A 21,817-nucleotide genomic window follows, 5' to 3' on the forward strand; every position below is an offset into this window, starting at 1 on the left:
CCATGACCGAGATCAGCAATGTAGCCCGCCTGTCGGAGCCGCTCAAATTCGCCTATTGGGTCCCCAACGTCTCCGGCGGCCTGGTCGTATCCACGATCGAGCAGCGTACCGGCTGGGACTTCAACTACAACAAGAAGCTGGCCCGGATCGCTGAGGAGTCCGGCTTCGAATACGCCCTGACGCAGACCCGGTACGCCGCCTCGTACGGCGCCGACAAGCAGCACGAGGCCACGTCATTCAGCCTGGCACTGCTGGCCGCGACGGAGCGGCTCAAGGTCATCTCCGCCGTGCACCCCGGCATGTGGCATCCGGGGGTGCTCGCGAAATTCATTATTACCGCGGATCACATCTCCAACGGCCGCGCCGCCGTCAACATTGTCTCGGGCTGGCTGAAGAGCGAGTTCACCAACTTCGGCCTGGACTGGCTGGAGCACGACGAACGCTACGTCCGGACCGAGGAGTTCATCCGGGTCCTGCGCGGGCTCTGGACGGAGACGGAGTACAGCCAGGCCGGGAAGTACTACAACATCACCGACTTCACCCTCAACCCGGCTCCCGTTCAAGTTCCCGGCCGGGCGCACCCGGAAATCTTTTTCGGCGGCAATTCAACGGCCGCCCAGGCCACGGCCGGCCGCGTTGCCGACTGGTATTTCTCCAACGGCAAGGACCTTGAGGGCTTCAAGGACAACATTGCAGGGGTTGTGTCCTCCGCAGGAGAAAGCGGACGCGGGACCCGGCAAGGCGGCGGGGGCGCCCTTCCGGCCCCGCGATTCGGCCTCAATGGCTTCGTGATCTCCCGCGATTCGGAGAAGGAGGCGCGGGAGACGTTGCGTGAAATCGTTGAGAAGGCGCACAAACCAGCCGTGCAGGGCTTCCGCGACGCCGTGCAGGAAGCCGGCCCCGTCCACCAGGGACGGCAAGGGGATGTGGGCCGATTCAACGTTCGAGGACCTGGTCCAGTACAACGACGGTTTCAAGACCCAGCTGATCGGCACCCCGGAACAGATCGCCGAGCGGATCGTCGAATACAAGAAGATCGGAGTGAACTTATTCCTCACCGGCTACCTGCACTTCCAGGAGGAACTCGCGGCGTTCGGCCGGGACATCCTGCCGATCGTGCGGGAACTTGAGTCCGACCTTGCTCGTTCCCACGGGACGGAGCTGGACCTTTCCAGCACCCCCGAAGCCAAAACCCCAGCAAAGGAAGAGGTGGCCGTCTAATGGCTGACCGCACCTTCGGATTCCGCACGCGTGCCCTGCACGCCGGCGGCACCCCCGACGCCGAGCATGGAGCCCGTGCCGTGCCCATCTACCAGACCACCTCCTTCGTGTTCAAGGACACTCAGGACGCCGCCAACCTCTTCGCGCTGCAGAAGTACGGCAACATCTACTCCCGGATCGGCAACCCGACGGTCGCCGCGTTCGAGGAGCGCATTGCGTCCCTGGAAGGCGGGATTGGCGCCGTCGCGACATCCTCGGGCATGGCGGCCGAGTTCATCACGTTCGCCGCACTGACCCAGGCCGGCGACCACATTGTCGCCGCTTCCCAGCTCTATGGCGGCACCGTTACCCAACTGGATGTCACCCTGCGCCGCTTCGGGGTGGACACCACGTTCGTTCCAGGCACCGACCCGGCGGACTACGCCGCCGCGATCCGCGAGAACACCAAGGCGATCTTCGTCGAGGTAGTGGCCAATCCGTCGTCGGAGGTCCAGGACCTCGCCGGGTTGGCCAAGGTGGCGCACGACGCAGGAATACCGCTCGTGGTCGACGCCACCCTCAGCACGCCTTACCTCGTGCGGCCGATCGAGCACGGGGCGGATATCGTGATCCACTCCGCGACGAAGTTCCTCGGCGGGCACGGCACCACCCTGGGCGGTGTGATCGTGGAAAGCGGGCGCTTCGACTGGGGCAACGGCAAGTTCCCCATGATGACCGAACCCGTCGCCTCCTACGGCAACGTTTCCTGGTGGGGGAACTTCGGAGAGTACGGGTTCCTCACCAAGCTGCGCTGCGAGCACCTGCGGGACATCGGCCCGGCGCTGTCGCCGATGTCGGCATTCCAGCTGCTGCAGGGCGTGGAGACGCTCCCCCAGCGCCTGGACGAACACCTGAAGAACGCCCAGGGCCGTGGCCGAATGGCTCGAGGCTGATGACCGCGTGGCCTACGTGAATTTCTCCGGCCTGCCCTCGCACCCGCACTTCGAACGGGCACGGAAGTACCTGCCGCTGGGTCCCGGCTCGGTATTCTCCTTCGGCGTGAAAGGCGGCCGTGCCGCCGGCCAGACGTTCATTGAATCCCTGCAACTGGCCTCGCACCTGGCCAATGTAGGCGACTCCCGGACCCTGGTCATCCACCCCGGGTCCACGACCCACCAGCAGCTCAGCCCGGAACAGCTCGCAACGGCCGGGGTTCCCGAAGACCTGGTCCGGATCTCGGTGGGTCTGGAAGACCTCGAGGACATCCTGTGGGACCTCGACCAGGCCCTGACGGCGGCGTCCGCCGTGGACGCCGGTCTGGACACGCTTGAGGAACCGGCCGAAGCCTGCACGATCGGCGCCTCCGCATGAGCACCGCAGAACGCACCTGGGACGGCCCCTCCGCACCGGCCCGCCTGGACCTGCTGCGCCAGGCGAAGTCCATCGCCATCGTGGGCGCCTCGGACAAGCCCTCCCGGGCCAGCTACTTCGTGGCCACCTACCTGCAGTCCTCCACCCGGTACAAGGTGTACTTCGTGAACCCGGTGGTCAAGGAAATCCTCGGCCAGCCCACCTATGCGTCGCTCGCCGACCTGCCGGAGCGCCCGGACATCGTGGACGTGTTCCGCAAGCACGACGACCTTCCCGGCGTACTGGCGGAAGCCATTGCCGCCGGCGCCAAGACGCTTTGGCTGCAGCTGGGGTCCTGGCATGAGGACGTCGCCCGGGACGCCGAAGCCGCCGGACTCGACGTCGTGATGGACCGCTGCGTGAAGATTGAGCATGCACGGTTCCACGGCGGCCTGCACCTCGCCGGCTTCGACACCGGTGTTATTTCCTCCAAGCGGCAGGTTCTCGCCTAGCGGTCAACAAACGACGGCGGCGGGCCACCCGAATGGGTGACCCGCCGCCGTCGGGCGTTAAACGCTGGTGGCTAGTCGTTGATGAGGTCGTTGACCACGATCGTCTGGTCGCGGTCCGGGCCGACGCCGATTGCCGAGAAGCGGGTGCCGGAAAGCTTTTCCAGGGCCAGCACGTAGTTCCGGGCGTTCTCGGGGAGGTCATCCAGGGTGCGGGCGCCGGTGATATCCTCGGTCCAGCCTTCGAAGTACTCGAAGATCGGCTTGGCGTGGTGGAACTCGGTCTGGGTCATCGGCATTTCATCGTGCCGGACACCGTCGACGTCGTAGGCCACGCAGACCGGGATCTGCTCGATGCCCGTCAGCACGTCGAGCTTGGTGACGAAGTAGTCCGTAAAGCCGTTGACCCGGGACGCGTGGCGCGCCAGCACGGCGTCGTACCAGCCGCAGCGGCGCGGACGGCCGGTGTTGACGCCGAATTCACCGCCGGTCTTCTGAAGGTACATGCCCATCTCGTCGAACAGTTCCGTGGGGAACGGGCCGGCGCCGACGCGGGTGGTGTACGCCTTGATGATCCCGATGGAGCGGGAGATCCGGGTGGGGCCGATCCCGGAACCGACCGACGCGCCGCCGGCGGTCGGATTCGAGGAGGTCACGAACGGGTAGGTGCCGTGGTCGACGTCCAGGAACGTGGCCTGGCCGCCCTCCATGAGGACCACCTTGCCCTCGTCCAGGGCGGTGTTCAGCACAAAAGTGCTGTCGATGACGAGCGGGCGGAGGCGGTCGGCGAAGGACAGGAAGTACTCCACGATCTCCTCCACCTCGATGTCGCGGCGGTTGTAGAGCTTGACCAGGAGCTCGTTCTTCTGGCGCAGTGAACCCTCGACCTTCTGCCGGAGGATCGATTCGTCGAAGACGTCCTGGACCCGGATGCCCAGCCGGGCCACCTTGTCCATGTAGGCGGGGCCGATGCCGCGGCCGGTGGTGCCAATGGCCCGGCTGCCGAGGAAACGCTCGGTGACCTTGTCCAGGACCTGGTGGTACGGGGCCACGAGGTGGGCGTTCGCGGAGATGCGCAGCTTGGAGGTGTCGGCGCCGCGGGCTTCGAGGCCGTCGATTTCCTGGAACAGTGCCTCCAGGTTGACCACGCAGCCGTTGCCGATAATCGGGACCGCGTTGGGGCTCAGGATGCCGGCCGGAAGGAGCTTAAGCTCATACTTCTCACCGCCTACGACAACGGTGTGCCCGGCGTTGTTGCCGCCGTTGGGCTTGACGACGTAGTCGACGCGGCCCCCGAGCAGGTCGGTGGCTTTACCTTTGCCTTCGTCGCCCCACTGGGCTCCGACGATCACGATTGCTGGCATGGGATCCTCCCCCATTCGTTCGGGCCGAACTGTGTTTGATTGACCAGGAGGTCACCGCAGCTCAGCGCCGTTCATGAGAATGCCCCGACTCTACCGCTGCTCTTACCCAACGCCAGAACTCCGGGGCTCTTACCACGCAAGTTTAGCCGAAAACGGTGACCGGCACCGCCTTGCGTCGTCCGGCTGCACGCCAGCGGGCCACTGGCCCCCCGTGCGGCAAGTTTCACGCCTCTCCGCCAGTGAAGGCCAGCGCGGCGTCGGCAAGGGCCGGCCATTCAGCAGCTGATCCGGCCGGCACCCGGACCCAGTCCTTGAACGGCCTCCCCATCCCGGACGGATCGAAAAGCTCCGCGCCCGGGTAGCCGAGCGCGCGGGCGTGCACGGCCGAGTCCCTGCCGAGCCGGAAAACCATCGCATCACCGGTCAGGCAGGCTATGGCCTTCCGGTTGAGCTTCAATGACCGCGCGCCAAACATCATGCCGGGCGAAACGCCCGCTCCCGCGAGGTCGGCAACGACGCCTTCGAACGCCTCGACGGCGGCCGCCGACGGTCCAGTGTTGTTCATGGCTGCATCATCGCATTTTCGCCGGTTCGGTGGCCCCGGAGGCGCATTTCGCAGAGCTTGATAGACTGATAGAGATCGATCAGGAATCGGTCCACACCAAATTTTCACACCACACCGTCCCAGGTATGCCCGGTACTTGGCATGCCCGCGTACGGTTTGGCAGCTTGACCAATCCCGCAGGAGACACAACACTTTATGACAGCCTTGGCCACTGAAGATATCCGTGAACAGCTCCTGAGCCGCCGCTACGAACCCAGCGTCGCGGCCGTCAACGAGTTGTGCGACACCCTGCAGACAGCCAAGGCTGGCACTGGCGTCCCGTACGTGGATCCCATGCACGACGTCGATGAGTGCCGCATCATCAGCCTCTTCTCCAACATCGGCACCGCCGACCCGTCCGGTTTCATCACCGCGGGCGACGACGAAGCGGCCACCCGGATGCTGGGCATCCAGTGGAAGCTGGGCCTGCGCCCAGAATTCGTGATGCCGTGGAACGCCCACCCGTGGCACGTGCCCGGCGAGCCCAATGGCAAGCTCACTCCGGACCAGATCTCGGCCGGGCTCAAGCCGCTGCTGAAGTTCCTGGCCCTCGTGCCCCGCGCTTCGGTGATTGTCGCGCACGGCACCGAAGCCAACCGTCTCGCGAACCTGTTGCTCAAGACTGAGGTTCCCATGATCTGGCGCCGCGGCCTGAAGACGTACAAGGTGCGCTCCCTGAGCGGCCGCGCCTTCGCCGGCACCCCGGTCCGTCAGGAGCAGTACCTGGAGGACATGCGCACCGCCTACACCGACGCCATGGCACGCACGGGCCTCGCCAAGACCTCCTAGCTTTAAACCAACGCGGGGTCGCTTTTCGCCCATTCCACTCGGTGGGATGGACGAAAAGTGACCCCGCGTTGCTGTTTAAGGCAGTCAGCCGGCCTCGATGGCTGCCTTCGCGCTCGGATCGGAGTCGTTGAGGAACTTCTCAATCCGCTCCGGCTCTTCGGCCTCTGAAATCGCCGCCGACGCCCGGCCCAGCGAATACAGGGCCCGCAGGAAGCCCCGGTTCGGTTCGTGCTCCCACGGGATCGGCCCGACGCCGCGCCACCCGTTGCGGCGCAGCGAGTCCAGTCCGCGGTGGTACCCGACGCGGGAGTACGCGTAGGAATCGACGGTTCTGCCCTCGCTCCACGCCTCCTCGGCGAGAACGGCCCACAACAGCGACGAGGTGGGGTGCTTCTCCACCAGGTCCAGCGCCTCCTGGCCCGCTTCCAGCTGCGCGTAGACCTCGGTCTCTGCAGGCAGGAGCGTGGCGTCTGGGCCCAGCAGGTTCCTGCGGAACTCGTCGGACATTACTGGAACGTCTTGCCGTTGGAGCCGAGCTGCTGGGCTGCCTCGACGATGCGGGCCGCGAGGCCGGCTTCGGCGGAGGCGCCCCAGACGCGGGGGTCGTAGAGCTTTTTGTTGCCGACCTCGCCGTCGACCTTCAGGACGCCGGCGTAGTTGCGGAACATGTGGTCCACGACGGGGCGGGTGTAGGCGTACTGGGTATCGGTGTCGATGTTCATCTTGATAACACCGTAGGAGACCGCGTCGGCGATTTCCTGGTCGGAGGAGCCGGAACCGCCGTGGAAGACCAGGTCAAACGGGCTGGACTTGCCAATCTTCTCCCCGACCTGGGCCTGGATGTCCTTGAGGATCTCCGGACGCAGCTTCACGCCACCGGGCTTGTACACGCCGTGCACGTTTCCGAACGTCAGGGCGGTGATGTAGCGGCCGTGCTCGCCGGAGCCGAGGGCTTCGATCGTGGCCAGGGCGTCCTCGACGGTGGTATAGAGCTTGTCGTTGATGGCGTTCTCGACGCCGTCTTCCTCGCCGCCGACGATGCCGATCTCAACTTCGAGGATCATCTTCGCGGCTGCGGTGCGCTCGAGGAGTTCACGGCCGATGCGCAGGTTCTCGGACAGCGGCTCGTGCGAACCGTCCCACATGTGCGAGTTGAACAGCGGGTTGCGGCCGGCCTTGACTTCGGCCTCGGAGGCCGCCAGCAGCGGCAGGACGAAGCCCTCGAGCTTGTCCTTGGGGCAGTGGTCCGTGTGCAGGGCCACGTTAACGCCGTAGTTCTTCGCGACTTCACGGGCGAACGCGGCGAAGCCCAGCGAACCGGCGACCATGTCCTTCGTGGAAGCGCCGGACCAGTACGCGGCGCCTCCCGTGGAGACCTGAATGATGCCGTCGGACTCGGCCTCGGCGAAACCGCGCAGGGCAGCGTTCAGCGTCTGCGAGGACGTGACGTTCACCGCCGGGAACGCAAAGCCGCCGGCCTTTGCGCGGTCGATCATCTCGGAGTAGATCTCTGGGGTTGCAATGGGCATGCTGACTCCTTATGTGAATTTTCGTCTGCGGGTTCTGTGGATCCTGGAGTGAACCTCGTCTGCTAGGAACCATCCTAGCCACACGCACGCCCGGCCCGTGTCTTAGATCACGCAGCCCTGTAACACTCCCCGCAACATTCACCGCAACACTCCCCGCGCGGCTTAGGCCGGGAACTGGCCGAACACGTGCCGGCGGATCCACGCATGCATCGCTATCGCCGCGGCGGACCCGGCATTAATGGACCGGGTGGAGCCGAACTGCTCGATCGAGAGGGTCGCGACAGCGGCTTCGTGGACCTCCGGAGTCAGGCCCGGCCCCTCCTGCCCGAACACGAGGACGCAGTCCTTGGGCAGTTCATAGGTTTCCAGCGGGACGGAGTCCGGGAAAATGTCGATCCCGATGATCGCCAGGCCCTCCCCCTGCGCCCAGGCCACAAAGTCCTCCACCGTGGGGTGATGGCGGACGTGCTGGTAGCGGTCGGTGACCATGGCACCGCGGCGGTTCCACCGGCGTCGGCCGATGATGTGCACTTCCTTGGCCAGAAAAGCATTCGCGGTGCGGACGACGGTCCCGATGTTCAGGTCGTGCTGCCAGTTCTCAATGGCGATGTGGAAGTTGTGCCGCCGGGAATCCAGCTCGGCCACGATCGCGTCGTGCTTCCAGTAGCGGTACTTGTCCACCACGTTGCGGCGGTCCCCGTCAGCGAGCAGATCCGGGTCCCAATGGTCTCCCGCGGGCAGTTCACCCTCCCAGGGGCCGACGCCGACCTCGGGTTTGGATTCCGCCCCGACGTCCGGGCCGGGGGCGTCGAGCGGGGCCGCGGCGGCGCGGGGGCCGGGGGAAGTCTCTGCATCAGTCACTACTCAACATTAGACTGGGTCGGAGTAAGCGGCAGACTATCGGTGGAGGGCAACATGGCTGACCAGACGGCGGAACAAGCGGCAGATGCAGGTACGACCCGGGACACCACGCGCCCGAAAAACGCGGTGTACCGCAACGGCCAGGAAATCGAGTGCTGGCTGACGGACATGGACGGCGTCCTGGTCCACGAGAACCAGCCCATCCCCGGCGCCGCGGAACTGATCCAGCGCTGGGTGGACACATCCAGGCGGTTCCTCGTCCTGACCAACAACTCCATCTTCACCCCGCGCGACCTCGCGGCCCGGCTGCGCTCGTCCGGCCTGGAAATCCCGGAGGAGAACATTTGGACCTCGGCGCTTGCCACGGCCCAGTTCCTCAAGGACCAGGTCCAGGGTTCGGAGTCCGGCAACCGCGCCTACACGATCGGCGAGGCGGGACTAACGACCGCGCTGCACGAGGCCGGCTTTATCCTCACCGACCAGAACCCGGACTTTGTGGTGCTGGGCGAGACGCGCACGTACTCCTTTGAAGCCATCACCATGGCTATCCGGCTGATTCTCGCCGGCGCACGTTTCATCGCCACCAACCCGGACGCCACCGGCCCGTCCAAGGACGGCCCCATGCCAGCCACCGGAGCCATCGCGGCCCTCATCACGAAGGCCACCGGGCGCGAGCCCTACATTGTGGGAAAGCCAAACCCAATGATGTTCCGCTCGGCGATGAACCAGATCGACGCGCACTCGGAGACCACCGCCATGATCGGGGACCGCATGGACACCGACATCATCGCCGGCATGGAAGCGGGGCTGCACACCGTCCTGGTGCTCAGCGGCATCACACAAAAAGCGGACATCGCGGCGTACCCCTTCCGGCCCAACCAGATCCTGAACTCCGTGGCGGATTTGAAAAACCAGATCTGACCGGCAATCCGCGGGTCCGCAGGTGGCCCACAGCCCGCCATTCAGTGCCGGGCCGCGACTCGGAAAGAGCTAGAAGGCTGTCTTCTTCCCGCCCCGGGACGGCAACGGAACGAGCTCGTCCTGCAACTCCTCGATGATTGGCCGGTAGATGGACGGGTTCCAGCCGGGGCTGGCATGCGCCGGCCGGGGCCCCGTCCGTACGGAAGTCCGAGGACAACATATTGGCCTTAAAAATCAGCGACCAAGAGTCCCGTGCCGACTCGTAGTCCACTGTCCGGTCCCACGGATTGCCGATGAACGCCATCTTTGCCTCGCCGAGCTTTCCGACGAACCTGGTCGGGTCAAAGTGGTAAATATAAGCGGATTCGGACTGGATCAGCACACTCGAGGGGGCAATTGGCGAGAGCTGCTCCATCGTCTGGTCCAGGATCTTGCCCCAGCTCCGCTCGTCCTTATGCAGCACCCGTTCGCCGAGCTCATAGCCTCCCCGCAGCACGGTCGGAAAGCGGAATCCGCTCTCATACAGGAAAACCACCCCCTCGAACCAGCTCTGGTCCAGCACATCACGTCTGCTGGCAGGGCTTGAGTCGAGCAGGATGAACGCCACTTCCACGCCGTGGAGCTCCTTCAGCCGGGCCGCCACCTGGGTCGCCAGCATGCCGCCAAAGCTGTGGCCGTAGAAGTACAGGGTGGTTAGTTTGTGGGCGCGCACATGCTCGATCACGGCGATCACAATCTTGTCGACGTCCAGTCCCAGATTGGAGTATCCGACGGCGGCCAGTTGGCCGCGCTTGTTCAGCGCCCCGCGCAGGGAGCCCAGGATCCATTGTGATTCTTCCCAGCTCGTCTTGTACCCCGGGAAAAGGATCCAGCTGGCCCGGGGGAAGAAGCGTTCCGCGACGTCGTCCTGAACGGTCAGGATCTGGTTTACCCGGCGTTCGGTCTGCACTTTCCTCGTGAACAGCATGTCCGCCGCCAGAAGCGAAGCCGCGCCTGTGCCAACCAGCAGGCTTCGCCGGGAAAACCGCCGGAGCCCGCCGGCAAGATGAAGCATGCGGGCCTCAGATTCCCGGGGCCCGCGCTCATCGTCGGATTCAGTTTCTCGCGGCACAGCTATAACTTAACCACTGCCCGGGGGCGATCAGAAACCTGGGCATCCGCGGGCCTGGGGCGCGGCAGGAAAAACAGGCTCAGCCGGTCATCTCCCCCGGGTCGTCAAAGTGTGTCCGCGCGCTGCCGCCGCTGACTGACTGCACCAGGGACGCGGCGATATCCCGCAGCTTGACGTTGCCGTTGCTGGACGCGCTGGTGAGGATCCGGACGGCTTCCTCCTGGCTGCAGCGGTTTTGTGCCATCACTATCCCGACCGCCATATCAATGATGGTGCGCGACTTGAGCGTGGCCCGAAGGTTGATGGCACTGTCGGTATGCAGGGCGAACCGGACCGCGAGCCGCAGCGCCTGGGAGATCTCGCGGGTAAACCCGCGGGCTCGCGCGGCTACATCTCCGTCGAATTTGTGCGGCACATCGGAATAGAGGTTGAGGGCCGCCTGCGCCTCACCCTGCAGATGGAATGGCACGGACAAGACGGAGCGCAGCCCGTGCGCAGCCACTGCATTGGCGTAATCGGAACCCCAACGGTCTTCATCGAAGAGATCCGGGACGTAGATTTCCCGTTCTTCCTTGGCTGCACTGAGGCAGGGTCCTTGGGACAGGGAGTACTGAATCTCATCAACTTCCCGCGCTGAATCGCTGCTCCAACCGATCGTGGCGGCCTTGCGGTCCCTGAGCAGCGTGATCCCACACAGCGCATCCTCACCGGAGCCGGCCACCTGATGGGCGGAAAACCTCGCGAGCTCATTCAGGAACCCCTCAAAGTCAGCGCTTTCCAGAATGAGATTCTGGACCTGGTCGATGGCGCGCTGGGATCCGCCGGGGCTCAAGGTCCGCCCGGGATTGAAGGGCTGTTCGTGCTGGAGCATGGCGCGTGTCTCCGAGGTCAAATACTGGCGGGTATAGGCCAATAATAAGGCACCTTCCTACCCCCGTCCACACGCCGGAGCGGCTTAGCCGAGGCCGAGCTCGTCCCTGCCGAACGCAAAGAGGTAAGGGACCCCGGCTTCTGCTTCGATTTTTTCCTTGGCTCCGGTGGCCCGGTCCACGATTACGGCGACGGCGACCACATTGCCGCCGGCTTTGCGGACACCTTCCACGGCGGCCAGCGCGGAACCGCCGGTCGTGGAGGTATCTTCCAGCACCAGGACATTGCGGCCTTCGACCGAGGGGCCCTCCACTTGCCGTCCCATACCGTAGGACTTCTGGGCCTTGCGCACCACGAACGCGTCCACGGGGCGTCCCGCATCGACGGCGGCGTGCATCACCGCGGTACCGACGGGGTCTGCCCCCATCGTGAGGCCACCGGCGCACTCAAAGCTGATGCCGGCGTCGTCCATCAGGGCCAACATGACCTGACCGACCAGCTTGGATGCCTCGTGGTGCAGGGTGATCCGGCGCAGGTCAATGTAGTAGTCCGCCTCGGCGCCGCTGGAGAGGATGACCTTGCCGCGGACGACGGCCAGTTCCTTGATCAGGTCCAGCAGGCGGGCACGGGCAGCAGCAGCGTCAGCTGCGGGGATACTGGTGGCAGTCATGGAGCCCAGTTTAGTATCTGGTCTGCGGTTGTTCCGAAGATGTCCATCCGTGCCGGTCATGTGGTGTTCTGCAGGCCGAGAGTTGCCGCCCGGACCGCGTTCCCTGGGCTGGGCAACCGCGGTTTCCTGTTGGCCTACGGCTGCGGGGTGCGCCTGGCGAAACCGGGGGCGTGTTCCGGCCGCGGCCCGAATGCCAGGAACCGCGGACCGATCTGGCCAAAAGCCGGCAGCCTGCGGGCCACAAACAATAGGGGTGCCGGAGCACCGGAACGCGTCCCCGCCAGGATGGGACCGAACAGCACACGGTGCATAACCCGCTGGACGGTCTGCACCACGATGGTGGGCATGCGCCGCCGTCGTACGACTTTCGCCAGCTCGGCGGGGGGCACCTGGCCGCGCAGGAGCGCCGGAGCGAGGATGTTCGCGGCGGCCACCGCATCCTGGATCGCCAGGTTGATGCCCACCCCGCCCGCCGGTGACATGGCGTGCGCGGCATCGCCGATGCAGAGCAACCCGTCGATGTACCACTTCCGCAACCGGTCCAGGCGCACGTCAAGGAAGTGCAGGTCTTCCAAGGTCGCGATGGCCTCCACACGGTCGGCAAGGTCCGGACGGAGGGCCGCGATCCGCCGGCGGAACCCCTCGAGGCCCTCGGCCCGGATCCGGGCGTCCGTGCCTTTCGGCGCGAGGTAGGCCATCTGGAAATAGTCGTTCCGGAACAGGGCAAGCAGCGCCTCGCCTCGGCCGAACACCGGCATGATGCCCGCAACCTGGCCCTGCTCGGAAAGCAGGCGCGGCAGCCTGAACCACCAGGTGTCGAACGGGACGGGGAACTCCTTCGATGCCAGTCCCGCAGCGCTGCGCAAGACGGAGTGGCGCCCGTCAGTGGCCACCACGAGGTCGGCCCGGAGCTCGCTTTCCGTGCCGTCCGCAGCCCGGTAGCGGACACCGGCGACGCGGCCGCCGTCGCGCACCAGGGCAGTCGCAGTGTGGCTCATCAGCAGGCTGAAGCGCGGTTCCTGCCCGGCGGCATCGGCCAGGAAGTTCAGGAAGTCCCATTGCGGCATCATGGCGACGTAGTTATAGGGCGGCGGCAGCAAATCGAAGTTACCCATCGTCACCGGCGGGCCGCCGGGCACGGGGAAGGTGACATTGTTCAGGCGGCTCTGCGGAAGCCTGCGGAAGCCCTCGCCCAGTCCCAGCTCGTCGATCAGCCGGATCGTCGAAGCGTGGACGGTGTCGCCGCGGAAGTCCCGCAGGAAGTCTGCGTGCTTCTCCAGTACGGTGACGTCCACGCCGGCCCTCGCCAGCAGGAGGCCCAGCATCATTCCGGCGGGCCCACCGCCCACCACCACACATCCGGTCCGGTCCATGCCCTCACGCTACGCCTGAGCTGTTCAGGACGGCAGGGTCTTTCGCCGCGCAAACGGCCCGGCGATGCGCCCTCGTGTGGATGCGGCGCAAATTTCCCTGCGCGACGCGAATATCCGCAGCGCAGGGCGTTTCGCGCAGCGCCAGACAAATAATGCTGCGCAAAATAGTTGGGACCGGTTGACACCGCTGACTAGGCTTTGGAGCATGCGCGAACTCCAGGCGAAAATCATTGAAGAAATGGGCGTCCAGCCCCGGATCGACCCTGTCGGGGAGGTGCGCCGGCGCGTCACCTTCCTGAAGGAATACCTCAAGGCCACCCACACCAAGGGCTTCGTCCTGGGTATCTCCGGAGGCCTGGACTCCTCGCTCGCGGGCCGGCTGGCCCAGCTTGCCGTCGAGGAACTGGATGCTGAGGATGTGGAAGCGAACTTCGTGGCGGTCCGGCTTCCCTACGGCGTGCAGCACGACGAGGATGACGCCCAGGCTGCCCTGGAATTCATCCAGGCCAAGACCGAGTGGACGTTTAACATCTCGTCGGCAGTGGATGGTTTTGAAGACGAATTCGAGAAAACCGTCGGCAACGGAATCTCCGACTTCCATAAGGGCAACACCAAGGCCCGCACCAGAATGATCGCGCAGTATGCCCTCGCCGGCGAGCATAATTACCTCGTCATCGGAACCGACCACGGCGCGGAATCCGTCACCGGCTTCTTCACCAAGTTCGGCGACGGTGGTGCGGATATTCTGCCGCTCTTCGGGCTGAACAAACGCCAGAACAGGGAACTCCTCGCCGAGCTGGGCGCTCCGGCCCGGGTTTGGGAGAAGGTCCCGACCGCCGACCTGCTCGACGGCAAGCCGGGGCGCACCGACGAAGACGAACTCGGTATGAGCTACGACCAGATTGATGACTATCTCGAAGGCCGCGAGGTTCCAGACGCCGTGGCCGAATCGATCGAGCAGAAGTACCTCCGCACCCGCCACAAGCGCACGGTTCCGGTCACCATCTTCGATACGTGGTGGAAAGAATAGCGACCCCTCCGGGCTGTCCCGGCCGCCCAGCCGGCTTGCGCTGTGCCGGCATGGCTCCGGACACCAGGGCACCGAAAATCACCATCGGCAGCCGCCCATAGTTCATCCTCCAGGAATCAAAAAGGACTTGCGCGTTGCCGCTGGGTGCCGCCATTGGTCCATCCTGACATGGGAGCCGGGCCGGCGGGTCTCAGGCCTGCCGGCCGGACCCGGTGCTCTGCAGCAGTGTCGAGATCCGGTGCGCCTCGTCCATCAGCAGTTGCCCCAGCCGGCCCTGCCGGTCTGCCCGGAACCGGGTCTCAATTCCGGTCAGTGACAGTGCCCAGGCTGGCCGGCCGCGCTGGTCGAAAACCGCTGCGCCCATCCCCCAACTGCCCTCGAGAACCAGTCCCGGGTTGACCGAATAACCGGCCTGCCGGGTGGTTTCCAGGTTCTCCCGCACCCGGTATTCCGTGTGCGCGGCTGCGAAATTTCCGGCGTGGGCGGCCCAGCCGGCAAGCAACTCCGCCTGCTCTTCGGCCGGCAGAAATGCCATGATGGCCGTGCCCGCGGAGGCCACCCCGAGCGGGAAGCGCACTCCTTCGTGCAGCACAAACGACCGCACCGGGAAACTGCCTTCCTCCCGCAGCAGGCAGACCGTCTCGTCCCCGCGGCGGATGGAGAAGAAGGCGCTTTCACCGGTCTCCTCGGCGAGCCGGCGCAGGCTGGGCCGTGCGATGTCTTCCAGCGGAAACCGCGCCGAGGCCACAGACCCCATCAGCAGGATCTCCGGGCCCAGGACCCAATTCCCGCTGGCCGGGTCATGGTCCAGCAGTCCCTCGGCGGCCAGCGAGCTGAGCAGCCGGTGCACGGTAGGACGGGTCAGCCCGGAATCGCGGACCAGTTCGACGAGCGTGGACCCCTCCGGCTTTCGGCCAACGATCCGCAGCAGGGCGGCTACACGGCTGACCACCTGGGCGCCTTGAACGGGCAGAGAGTTCATATTTCCTCAATCGATCATCACAATTGTCCATATTATGGATACACCCAAGCCTAGCGTCCACACTGTAAAAATATTGAGTTTTTACAGAATTTCAGGCGTTGACAGCCCATCTCGAAGCACCCTAGGCTCAGTATTCAGACCCAACAATCCATAACGTGGATTATCCATGGCGCTGCGTGGCACGGCGTCGGCCAGTGAATGACGGCCAGTGACCAACGCTCAATGAGGAGATGCAATGTCAAAGCTGAAATCCGGGGCGGCCGCCGCCCTCCAGGACGTGTTGCGGGACGGAATGACGCTCGCCGTCGGCGGTTTCGGGCTCAGCGGAATCCCGGCCGAACTGATCGAGGCTGTCCGGGATTCGGGCGTCAGGAACCTGACCGTGGTCTCCAACAACATGGGTGTGGACGGCAAGGGCCTCGGCATCCTGATCGAAGCCGGTCAGGTCCGGAAGGTCATCGCCTCCTACGTGGGCGAAAATAAGCTCTTCGCCGAGCAGTACCTCGCCGGCGAACTGGAGGTGGAGTTCACTCCGCAGGGCACCCTGGCAGAGCGTCTGCGCGCCGGCGGAGCGGGCATCCCCGCGTTCTACACCAAGACCGGCGTCGGCACTCTCGTCGCCGAGGGCAAGCCGCTGGCGGAGTTCGACGGCGTGACTTATGTCCAGGAACGCGCCATTAAGGCCGACGTCGCGCTGGTCCACGCGCACACCGCCGACACTGACGGCAACCTGATTTACCGCTACACCGCCCAGAACTTCAATCCGGTCGTCGCCACAGCCGGGGCCGTGACCGTCGCGGAGGCCGAAGTGATCGTCGAACCCGGTCAACTGGACCCCAACCACATCGTCACCCCCGGCGTCTACGTCCAGCGTCTGATCCAGGCCGCCGCCCGGGTCAAAGACATTGAGCAGCGCACTGTCCGCTCCCGCCCGACGGGTGCCGATTCGGCCCCCGTCCCGGCCTGACCCGCCACCGCGAACCCCCAGGAGGAGAACCACCATGGCTTGGACACGGAACGAAATGGCTGCCATTGCGGCCGAAGAACTCAGCGACGGCGACTACGTCAACCTCGGTATCGGCATCCCGACGCTGGTCGCCAACAACCTGCCCGACGGCGTCCGCGTCGTCCTGCAGAGCGAGAACGGCCTGCTTGGCATGGGCCCCTTCCCCTTCGAGGGCGAGGAAGACGCTGACCTCATCAACGCCGGGAAGCAGACCGTCACGGTGCTGCCCGGAAGCAGCATTTTCGACTCGGCGACCTCGTTCGGCATGATCCGCGGAGGACACGTCAAGGTCGCCATTTTGGGTGCCATGCAGGTTTCCGGCGGCGGCGACCTCGCCAACTGGACCATCCCCGGCAAGATGGTCAAAGGCATGGGTGGCGCGATGGACCTGGTCGCCGGCACCCCGCGAGTCGTCGTCCTCACGGAGCACAACGCCAAGGACGGCACCGCCAAGATCGTCACCGAATGCACCCTCCCGCTGACCGGCCTGAGCTGTGTGGACCGCATCATCAGCGACCTAGCCGTCTTCGACCTTGTGAAGAATGAACTAGAAGCAGGCGGCGTCCGGCAGCTCACGCTGACCCGCCTCGCCCCAGGCATCACGGTCGAGGAGATCCGCGAAAAGACCGGGGCAGACTTCACGGTCGCCCTCGAGGCAACCCCTGAGCACGTATCCACCCCGGTACTGGAAGGAACCCCCGCATGAGCCTGAGAGAACAGTTCGGCAAAGACATCCTGCTCACCGGCTGGGGCCACAGCCGGTTCGGCAAACTCACCGACGACACCCTGGAGTCCCTGATCGTCCAGGTCGCCACCGAAGCGATCGGCAACGCCGGCATCGAACCCGGCCAGATCGACGAGGTCTACCTCGGCCAGTTCAACTCCGGCATGATGCCGCTGGCCTTCCCGTCGTCGCTGACACTGCAGGTCTCGGATCAACTCGCCAACGTGCCGGCGACGCGGGTCGAAAACGCCTGCGCGTCCGGTTCGGCAGCGTTCCAGCAGGGCACCAAGTCCCTGCTGGCCGGCACGGCGAAAACCGTCCTGGTGATCGGCGCGGAAAAGATGACCCAGGCCGGCGCCGACGTCGTTGGCGCTGCCCTGCTCGGCGCGGACTACGACATGGCAGGCAAGGCTTCGACCACCGGCTTCACGGGGCTTTTCGCCGATGTGGCCAAGCACTACGAGAAGCGCTACGGCGAAGCCATGGCGAAGTCCGGCCGGGGATCCCTGGGCGATGTCCTAGGCACCATCGCGGCGAAAAACCATCGCAACGGCGTCGACAACCCTTACGCCCAGCTCCGCAAGGACCTCGGCGAGGATTTCTGCCGCACCGTCTCGGACAAGAACCCGATGGTGGCCGATCCGCTGCGCCGCACTGACTGCTCCCCCGTGTCCGACGGCGCCGCCGCGGTCATCCTCAGCACCTCCCCCACGGGCGGAGCCACCGCCCCGGTCCGGCTCGCCGGTTTCGGGCAGGCGAACGACTTTTTCCCGGCCGAGCGCCGCGATCCCACCGCGTTCGCCGCCACGCGCATGTCCTGGCAGCGCGCGCTGGCGATGGCCGGCGTCGGGCTGGAGGATCTGGACTTCGCCGAAGTGCACGACTGCTTCACCATTGCCGAACTGCTGATGTACGAGGCCATGGGACTGACCGGGCCCGGCGAGGGCGCCCGCGCCATCGAGGAGGGCTGGGTCTTCAAGGACGGCAAGCTCCCCGTGAATGTTTCAGGCGGGCTCAAGGCCAAGGGCCACCCGGTCGGCGCCACCGGAGTCTCCCAGCACGTCATCGCCGCGATGCAGCTCACGGGTACCGCAGGCGGCATGCAGTTGGGCACCGCCCGCCGCGCCGCGGTGCAGAACATGGGCGGCGTGGGAATCGCCAACTACGTCAGCGTCCTCGAGTCCGTCTGACCGGATCGCGCTGAATTTCCGCACTGCTCGAACCTACGACGGCGCGCCGCACCAATGGTGCGGCGCGTCGTCGTGGTTTTGCGGGCAAAGGCGGGGAAATGCCGCACGTCGCCGGGAAAATCAACTGCGGTCACGGATCAGTGCCGCGATCCCGGCAAAACCCAGCCGCTCGGCGTTTGCCAGAGCTGTGCGGCCCTGGGGGTCCGGGATGGTGGGATCGGCGCCTGCGTCGAGGAGCTGACGGACTACCTCCTGCTGCTTCGGGCCGCCGTTGTTGAGCAGGATTGCTTCCTGCATGGCGGTCCAGCCCAGGTTGTTGACGTGGTTCACCGGCACGCCGGCAGCTATGAGGATCCGCACCGTCTCCACATGTCCGTGTTCGCTCGCGGGAATGAGCGCCGTGCCGCCGAAGCGGTTGGTGCTCCGCACGTCCGCGCCGGCAGCCAAGGTCAACTGGAGCACCTCGTTATATCCTTCAGCCCCGGCATAGAGGAACGCCGAGTCCTGAATGGTGTCTTTGGCATTGGGGTTGCCGCCGGCCCGAAGCAACTCGGCCACCAGGTTTGGATCGTTGGCTTTCGCGGCCCGGATCAGACGCTGGTCGAGCTCGGCCTGCGCTTCAGGGGCCAACGAAGGTCGGGCCCGCGCGGTCCCTGCCATTGGCGTTGGGACCGCTGTCGGGATCACCGGAACTTCAGGCGATGCCGGCACCGTTGCGGCGAAGGACGTCACTGTGGACGACGACGGTGTCCCCTGCCGGGCGGGTTCCCCTGTCCCTGACTGGCAGCCGGTCAGGAGGACCGACAGTACGCCGGCCAGCAGGGAGCACCGGCAGAAAGCCGCAATCATTTTTCGCCGCCACGGCCTGGACCGCCCCACGGGCCGGAGCCTACTTCGCGGTTCCGGCGGCCTTGGCGGCAATGGCTTCCGCTCCCGCAGTTGCGCAGGCTTCATCCAGTTTCCCGTCCGGGGCTCCGCCTACGCCGATCCCGGCAACGGAGACTCCGTTGACCTTAAGCGGGACGCCGCCGGCCAGAAATAGGGTGCCGGGGAGATCCGCGATGCTGGGTCCGTTGCCATTGATGCGCTTGGCAAGCTCGCTGGTGGGCGTGCCGAAAGCGGCAGCCGTGTAGGCCTTCTGCTGTGCAGCCTCAATGGTGTGCTCGGCGGCGTTGTCCCCGCGGAGCAGCGCCTGCACGGTCCCGAACCTGTCTACCAGGGCCACTGTGACGAACGGCAGCTGATCGGCCTGGCATTTGGCGAGGGCTGCTTTGACCGCGTCCGCGGAGGCACCCACGCTGATCCGGTTCTGGGCCACTACGGTTTCCGGGGCCGGCTGGACATCGACTGCGGGCACGGCGGCAGGAACAGCCGTGGTCCCGGCGTTCGCGGCAGCCGTGAGCCCGCCGGTCAGGAGCAGTGCTCCGGCGGAAGCGGCAGCGGCAGCGGCGATTTTCCTGGACATTTTCATGGGGTCTCCTGGGTCTGGGTGTACGGGTAAGGCAAGCTGCCCGGGTTTGCTGTCCGGGTCGTTGTAACCATCCTTCCCGCACAGGCCCGGCGGTGCATCGGTTCTTAGGATGCCGAGGTCTGCCCCATCCGGCTCGCCGTATCAGCCGAAAGGCTGAGAGACCAGCAACGGCGCGGGCCTTAGCATTGTTGGTAGCACTCCTCCACCGGAACCGGACCCATGCCCTCCTCATCACCAGCCGCTTCGGCAGCGACCGTCGCACCCCGCTCTGCTCCCGGCACCGGCCAGCTGGGCCGGATCGACGCCGTCGTCCATCTCGGTTTTGCCGTGCTCCTGGTCGCGTCGGTGGTCCGGTACGTCCTGCGGCACAGCGCAGCGGACAACCTGTGGGTGTTGGCACTCGCCGCGGCAGTCTGCTCCCTCTATGCCGTGACCGCCGTACTGTCCCAGCGCGGTAGACCGTCAGTTGTGCGGATGTCGGCCCTGGTGGCGTTGTGGGCTGTATTGGTGATCGCGGCACCCAGCTTTGCCTGGTGCTCGTTTGCAGTGTTCTTCCTGTGCCGGACGGCATTCAGTGGCCGGCAGGCGTATCTGGCAGCCGGCGCAGTGGCGGCTGCCACCGCGGTCGGGCTGTTCCGGCTCAGCGGCGGCAACGATATTGCCATGCTGCTGGGACCGTTGGCAGTGGGTGTCATACTGACGCTGATCTACGACCGCATTGAGGAGGACGCCGCGGAGCAACGGCGCCTCCACGAGGAGGTATCGCTGGCCCAGGGCCGTCTGGCAGACAGCGAGCGCCGCGCCGGCACCGTGGAGGAGCGCGAACGGGTGTCCCGGGAAATCCACGACACCGTGACGCAGGGCCTGGCCAGCAGCCTCCTCCTCCTGGAAGCTGCAAACAGGTCCTGGCCCAGCCCGTCCGCGCGCGAGGACGTTCTCAACGCCAGCGGAATGCTGCGCCGAAACCTGGCGGACACCCGGAGTCTGGTCCACGAACTCGCCTCGCCCGGGCTGGACACCGCTCCGCTGCCGGATGCCCTGCGCCTGGCGGCGGTCCAGTACGTCCCGGGCGTCCGTCTGTTGGTCACCGGCGGGCCGCGCCCTGTCCCTGCAGATATCCGGCACGCGCTTCTTCGCGTCGTTCAGAGCGCTGCGGCGAATATCAAGCTGCATGCAGCCGCGGCCAACGCGACGGTAACGCTGGGCTTCCTGCCGGACGCCGTCACCTTGGATGTTTTCGACGACGGTGCCGGCTTCAATCCGGAGTCGCTGGCGCCGCCGTCGGGCGCCGGAGGCTACGGCCTTCGGGCCATGCGCCAGCGGGTGGAACAGCTGGGCGGCGTATTCTCGGTGGAAAGCAGCCCCGGCGAAGGAACGATCGTGGCCGCGCAGCTACCCACCGCGGAGGCGCCGTGAATCCAATATCCGTGCTGCTGGTGGACGACCATCTGGTGGTCCGCAGCGGCCTCAAGGCATTACTGGGCACGCAGCCCGATATCCAGGTCGTGGCCGAGGCTGCCTCCGGGGAGGAAGCCCTCATTCAGGTGGAGTCGCTCAGCCCGGCCGTGGTGGTGATGGACCTCGCCATGGGCGCCGGGATGGATGGTATTGAAGCCATCAAGTTGCTGCACCGCCGTAACAGCCGGCAGGCCGTGCTGGTTTTCACCACCTACGACTCGGACGCGGACATCGTCCGCGCCGTCGACGCCGGTGCCATGGGATACCTGCTCAAGGATGCCGCGCCGGAGGAGATCTTCGCCGCGATCCGCGGCGCCGTCCAGGGCAAGAGCGTCATGAGCGCGCCGGTGGCATCGCGGCTCTTCCAGCAGTTACGGAACCCGGATGAGATCCTGACGCCGCGCGAGGCGGAGCTGCTGAGCCTGCTGATCGAAGGCCTGAGCAACCGGGAGCTCGGCCGGCGGCTGTTCATCTCCGAAGCCACAGTCAAAACACATCTGGCCCACATCTACGCCAAGCTCGGAGTGGAGACCCGCGCCGCTGCGATCGCGACCGCCATCCGCCGCGAGGGGATGCGGTAGGGGATGCGGCAGGGGATGCACGCTGCCTGAACGCAGGTCCGGACTCGAGCCTCCGGCCATGCCGGGGCGCCAAGGCCACCCGCCCTGACCGGGACTCGACGCCGGCACCGCTCACGCTCCCGGGCGGCCTCTTGCACTGCCAGTTGCGGGGGTCTAGCGTGAAACGCACATGCAACACCAGCGCGGCTGTCCCTGGTGAATCCTCCCGCAGACAGCGCAGCTGA

20 protein-coding genes and 3 pseudogenes are annotated in these 21,817 nt (G+C 65.8%); 11 read left to right on the forward strand and 12 right to left on the reverse strand.

The genetic code is table 11. The features are described 5' to 3' along the window. Window positions 1–2 precede the first annotated feature (2 nt). The 3 genes and pseudogenes from sfnG (at window position 3) to KY499_RS10210 (ending at window position 3,062) form a co-directional block, all read left to right on the forward strand. A pseudogene (sfnG, locus tag KY499_RS10200) lies at window positions 3–1,221 on the forward strand (dimethylsulfone monooxygenase SfnG). Further along, window positions 1,221–2,571 (forward strand): annotated as a pseudogene (locus KY499_RS10205) (O-acetylhomoserine aminocarboxypropyltransferase/cysteine synthase family protein). Before sfnG ends, KY499_RS10205 begins: the two co-directional pseudogenes overlap by 1 nt. Further along, entirely contained in the window at window positions 2,568–3,062 is a 495-nt protein-coding gene (locus tag KY499_RS10210; protein ID WP_123256706.1) for a CoA-binding protein, read from the forward strand. Before KY499_RS10205 ends, KY499_RS10210 begins: the two are co-directional and overlap by 4 nt. A gap of 71 nt (window positions 3,063–3,133) precedes the next feature. Here KY499_RS10210 and KY499_RS10215 read toward each other — a convergent pair whose 3' ends face one another. Both KY499_RS10215 and KY499_RS10220 read right to left on the reverse strand, forming a co-directional pair. After that, the gene (locus tag KY499_RS10215; protein ID WP_219885337.1) at window positions 3,134–4,423 is read right to left on the reverse strand and encodes an adenylosuccinate synthase; all 1,290 of its coding nucleotides are present in this window, start codon (window positions 4,421–4,423) and stop codon (window positions 3,134–3,136) included. Window positions 4,424–4,646: 223 nt separating this feature from the next. Next, entirely contained in the window at window positions 4,647–4,988 is a 342-nt protein-coding gene (locus KY499_RS10220; protein ID WP_123256704.1) for a hypothetical protein, read from the reverse strand. A gap of 195 nt (window positions 4,989–5,183) precedes the next feature. Between KY499_RS10220 and KY499_RS10225 the strand changes: the two genes are divergently transcribed. After that, window positions 5,184–5,816 carry a uracil-DNA glycosylase gene (locus KY499_RS10225; protein ID WP_123256703.1) on the forward strand — a complete coding sequence of 211 codons (633 nt, stop codon included), beginning with the start codon at window positions 5,184–5,186 and terminating at the stop codon, window positions 5,814–5,816. Between the two features lie 84 nt (window positions 5,817–5,900). Here KY499_RS10225 and KY499_RS10230 read toward each other — a convergent pair whose 3' ends face one another. From KY499_RS10230 to KY499_RS10240, 3 genes are all read right to left on the reverse strand, one after another. Next, window positions 5,901–6,323 carry a DUF3151 domain-containing protein gene (locus KY499_RS10230; protein ID WP_123256702.1) on the reverse strand — a complete coding sequence of 141 codons (423 nt, stop codon included), beginning with the start codon at window positions 6,321–6,323 and terminating at the stop codon, window positions 5,901–5,903. Then, on the reverse strand, window positions 6,323–7,345 hold the full coding sequence (fbaA, locus tag KY499_RS10235) for a class II fructose-bisphosphate aldolase (protein ID WP_123256701.1): 1,023 nt from the start codon (window positions 7,343–7,345) through the stop codon (window positions 6,323–6,325). The genes KY499_RS10230 and fbaA overlap by 1 nt, the downstream gene beginning before the upstream one ends. A gap of 162 nt (window positions 7,346–7,507) precedes the next feature. Further along, window positions 7,508–8,086: an RNA methyltransferase gene (locus tag KY499_RS10240; RefSeq protein WP_258191090.1), complete on the reverse strand. Its 579-nt coding sequence runs from the start codon at window positions 8,084–8,086 to the stop codon at window positions 7,508–7,510. 174 nt (window positions 8,087–8,260) lie between these two features. Here KY499_RS10240 and KY499_RS10245 point away from each other — a divergent pair, with 174 nt between their 5' ends. Further along, on the forward strand, window positions 8,261–9,127 hold the full coding sequence (locus KY499_RS10245; RefSeq protein WP_258190704.1) for an HAD-IIA family hydrolase: 867 nt from the start codon (window positions 8,261–8,263) through the stop codon (window positions 9,125–9,127). A gap of 69 nt (window positions 9,128–9,196) precedes the next feature. Here the strand turns inward: KY499_RS10245 and KY499_RS10250 are convergent. The 4 genes and pseudogenes from KY499_RS10250 to KY499_RS10265 form a co-directional block, all read right to left on the reverse strand. Then, window positions 9,197–10,181 (reverse strand): annotated as a pseudogene (locus KY499_RS10250) (thioesterase domain-containing protein). 136 nt (window positions 10,182–10,317) lie between these two features. After that, complete coding sequence (locus KY499_RS10255; protein WP_219885338.1) at window positions 10,318–11,109, reverse strand: GAF and ANTAR domain-containing protein; 792 nt, start codon at window positions 11,107–11,109, stop codon at window positions 10,318–10,320. A gap of 84 nt (window positions 11,110–11,193) precedes the next feature. Further along, the gene (gene pyrE, locus KY499_RS10260) at window positions 11,194–11,778 is read right to left on the reverse strand and encodes an orotate phosphoribosyltransferase (RefSeq protein WP_219885339.1); all 585 of its coding nucleotides are present in this window, start codon (window positions 11,776–11,778) and stop codon (window positions 11,194–11,196) included. 134 nt (window positions 11,779–11,912) lie between these two features. Next, on the reverse strand, window positions 11,913–13,151 hold the full coding sequence (locus KY499_RS10265; protein ID WP_123256697.1) for an FAD-dependent oxidoreductase: 1,239 nt from the start codon (window positions 13,149–13,151) through the stop codon (window positions 11,913–11,915). Between the two features lie 205 nt (window positions 13,152–13,356). Between KY499_RS10265 and nadE the strand changes: the two genes are divergently transcribed. Further along, window positions 13,357–14,181 carry an ammonia-dependent NAD(+) synthetase gene (nadE, locus tag KY499_RS10270; protein WP_219885340.1) on the forward strand — a complete coding sequence of 275 codons (825 nt, stop codon included), beginning with the start codon at window positions 13,357–13,359 and terminating at the stop codon, window positions 14,179–14,181. Window positions 14,182–14,371: 190 nt separating this feature from the next. On the opposite strand, the gene KY499_RS10275 is transcribed toward nadE, so the two are convergent. Beyond that, window positions 14,372–15,163 carry an IclR family transcriptional regulator gene (locus KY499_RS10275; RefSeq protein WP_219885341.1) on the reverse strand — a complete coding sequence of 264 codons (792 nt, stop codon included), beginning with the start codon at window positions 15,161–15,163 and terminating at the stop codon, window positions 14,372–14,374. A gap of 235 nt (window positions 15,164–15,398) precedes the next feature. Here KY499_RS10275 and KY499_RS10280 point away from each other — a divergent pair, with 235 nt between their 5' ends. Genes KY499_RS10280 through KY499_RS10290 form a run of 3 tightly spaced genes read left to right on the forward strand, consistent with a single transcriptional unit; the run spans window position 15,399 to window position 18,083 of the window. Next, window positions 15,399–16,130: a CoA transferase subunit A gene (locus tag KY499_RS10280; RefSeq protein WP_219885342.1), complete on the forward strand. Its 732-nt coding sequence runs from the start codon at window positions 15,399–15,401 to the stop codon at window positions 16,128–16,130. Window positions 16,131–16,164: 34 nt separating this feature from the next. Continuing rightward, window positions 16,165–16,875, forward strand: coding sequence for a 3-oxoacid CoA-transferase subunit B (locus tag KY499_RS10285; protein WP_219885343.1), 711 nt, complete (start codon window positions 16,165–16,167; stop codon window positions 16,873–16,875). Next, entirely contained in the window at window positions 16,872–18,083 is a 1,212-nt protein-coding gene (locus tag KY499_RS10290; RefSeq protein WP_219885344.1) for an acetyl-CoA acetyltransferase, read from the forward strand. The genes KY499_RS10285 and KY499_RS10290 overlap by 4 nt, the downstream gene beginning before the upstream one ends. Before the next feature lie 120 nt (window positions 18,084–18,203). On the opposite strand, the gene KY499_RS10295 is transcribed toward KY499_RS10290, so the two are convergent. Both KY499_RS10295 and KY499_RS10300 read right to left on the reverse strand, forming a co-directional pair. Then, window positions 18,204–18,932, reverse strand: a complete 729-nt coding sequence (locus KY499_RS10295; RefSeq protein ID WP_123256691.1) for an ankyrin repeat domain-containing protein — start codon at window positions 18,930–18,932, stop codon at window positions 18,204–18,206. Window positions 18,933–18,972: 40 nt separating this feature from the next. Next, on the reverse strand, window positions 18,973–19,554 hold the full coding sequence (locus KY499_RS10300) for a heme-binding protein (protein ID WP_219885345.1): 582 nt from the start codon (window positions 19,552–19,554) through the stop codon (window positions 18,973–18,975). 219 nt (window positions 19,555–19,773) lie between these two features. On the opposite strand from KY499_RS10300, the gene KY499_RS10305 reads away from it, so the two are divergent. Continuing rightward, window positions 19,774–20,970, forward strand: coding sequence for a sensor histidine kinase (locus KY499_RS10305; RefSeq protein ID WP_219885346.1), 1,197 nt, complete (start codon window positions 19,774–19,776; stop codon window positions 20,968–20,970). Next, window positions 20,967–21,593: a response regulator transcription factor gene (locus KY499_RS10310; RefSeq protein ID WP_219885347.1), complete on the forward strand. Its 627-nt coding sequence runs from the start codon at window positions 20,967–20,969 to the stop codon at window positions 21,591–21,593. The genes KY499_RS10305 and KY499_RS10310 overlap by 4 nt, the downstream gene beginning before the upstream one ends. Window positions 21,594–21,817: the final 224 nt, after the last annotated feature.

It is taken from the genome of Arthrobacter sp. PAMC25284, assembly GCF_019443425.1.
Lineage (GTDB): Bacteria > Actinomycetota > Actinomycetes > Actinomycetales > Micrococcaceae > Arthrobacter > Arthrobacter oryzae_A.

Bases quoted from the DNA above. Each gene is read 5' to 3' on its own strand.
- fbaA (WP_123256701.1), bottom strand. From the start codon at position 7,345: ATGCCCATTGCAACCCCAGAGATCTACTCCGAGATGATCGACCGCGCA.
- KY499_RS10265 (WP_123256697.1), bottom strand. From the start codon at position 13,151: ATGGACCGGACCGGATGTGTGGTGGTGGGCGGTGGGCCCGCCGGAATG.
- KY499_RS10275 (WP_219885341.1), bottom strand. From the start codon at position 15,163: ATGAACTCTCTGCCCGTTCAAGGCGCCCAGGTGGTCAGCCGTGTAGCC.
- KY499_RS10295 (WP_123256691.1), bottom strand. From the start codon at position 18,932: ATGATTGCGGCTTTCTGCCGGTGCTCCCTGCTGGCCGGCGTACTGTCG.
- KY499_RS10220 (WP_123256704.1), bottom strand. From the start codon at position 4,988: ATGAACAACACTGGACCGTCGGCGGCCGCCGTCGAGGCGTTCGAAGGC.
- KY499_RS10210 (WP_123256706.1), top strand. From the start codon at position 2,568: ATGAGCACCGCAGAACGCACCTGGGACGGCCCCTCCGCACCGGCCCGC.
- KY499_RS10255 (WP_219885338.1), bottom strand. From the start codon at position 11,109: ATGCTCCAGCACGAACAGCCCTTCAATCCCGGGCGGACCTTGAGCCCC.
- KY499_RS10280 (WP_219885342.1), top strand. From the start codon at position 15,399: ATGTCAAAGCTGAAATCCGGGGCGGCCGCCGCCCTCCAGGACGTGTTG.
- pyrE (WP_219885339.1), bottom strand. From the start codon at position 11,778: ATGACTGCCACCAGTATCCCCGCAGCTGACGCTGCTGCTGCCCGTGCC.
- KY499_RS10215 (WP_219885337.1), bottom strand. From the start codon at position 4,423: ATGCCAGCAATCGTGATCGTCGGAGCCCAGTGGGGCGACGAAGGCAAA.
- KY499_RS10230 (WP_123256702.1), bottom strand. From the start codon at position 6,323: ATGTCCGACGAGTTCCGCAGGAACCTGCTGGGCCCAGACGCCACGCTC.
- KY499_RS10245 (WP_258190704.1), top strand. From the start codon at position 8,261: ATGGCTGACCAGACGGCGGAACAAGCGGCAGATGCAGGTACGACCCGG.
- KY499_RS10285 (WP_219885343.1), top strand. From the start codon at position 16,165: ATGGCTTGGACACGGAACGAAATGGCTGCCATTGCGGCCGAAGAACTC.
- KY499_RS10305 (WP_219885346.1), top strand. From the start codon at position 19,774: ATGCCCTCCTCATCACCAGCCGCTTCGGCAGCGACCGTCGCACCCCGC.
- KY499_RS10225 (WP_123256703.1), top strand. From the start codon at position 5,184: ATGACAGCCTTGGCCACTGAAGATATCCGTGAACAGCTCCTGAGCCGC.
- nadE (WP_219885340.1), top strand. From the start codon at position 13,357: ATGCGCGAACTCCAGGCGAAAATCATTGAAGAAATGGGCGTCCAGCCC.
- KY499_RS10300 (WP_219885345.1), bottom strand. From the start codon at position 19,554: ATGAAAATGTCCAGGAAAATCGCCGCTGCCGCTGCCGCTTCCGCCGGA.
- KY499_RS10290 (WP_219885344.1), top strand. From the start codon at position 16,872: ATGAGCCTGAGAGAACAGTTCGGCAAAGACATCCTGCTCACCGGCTGG.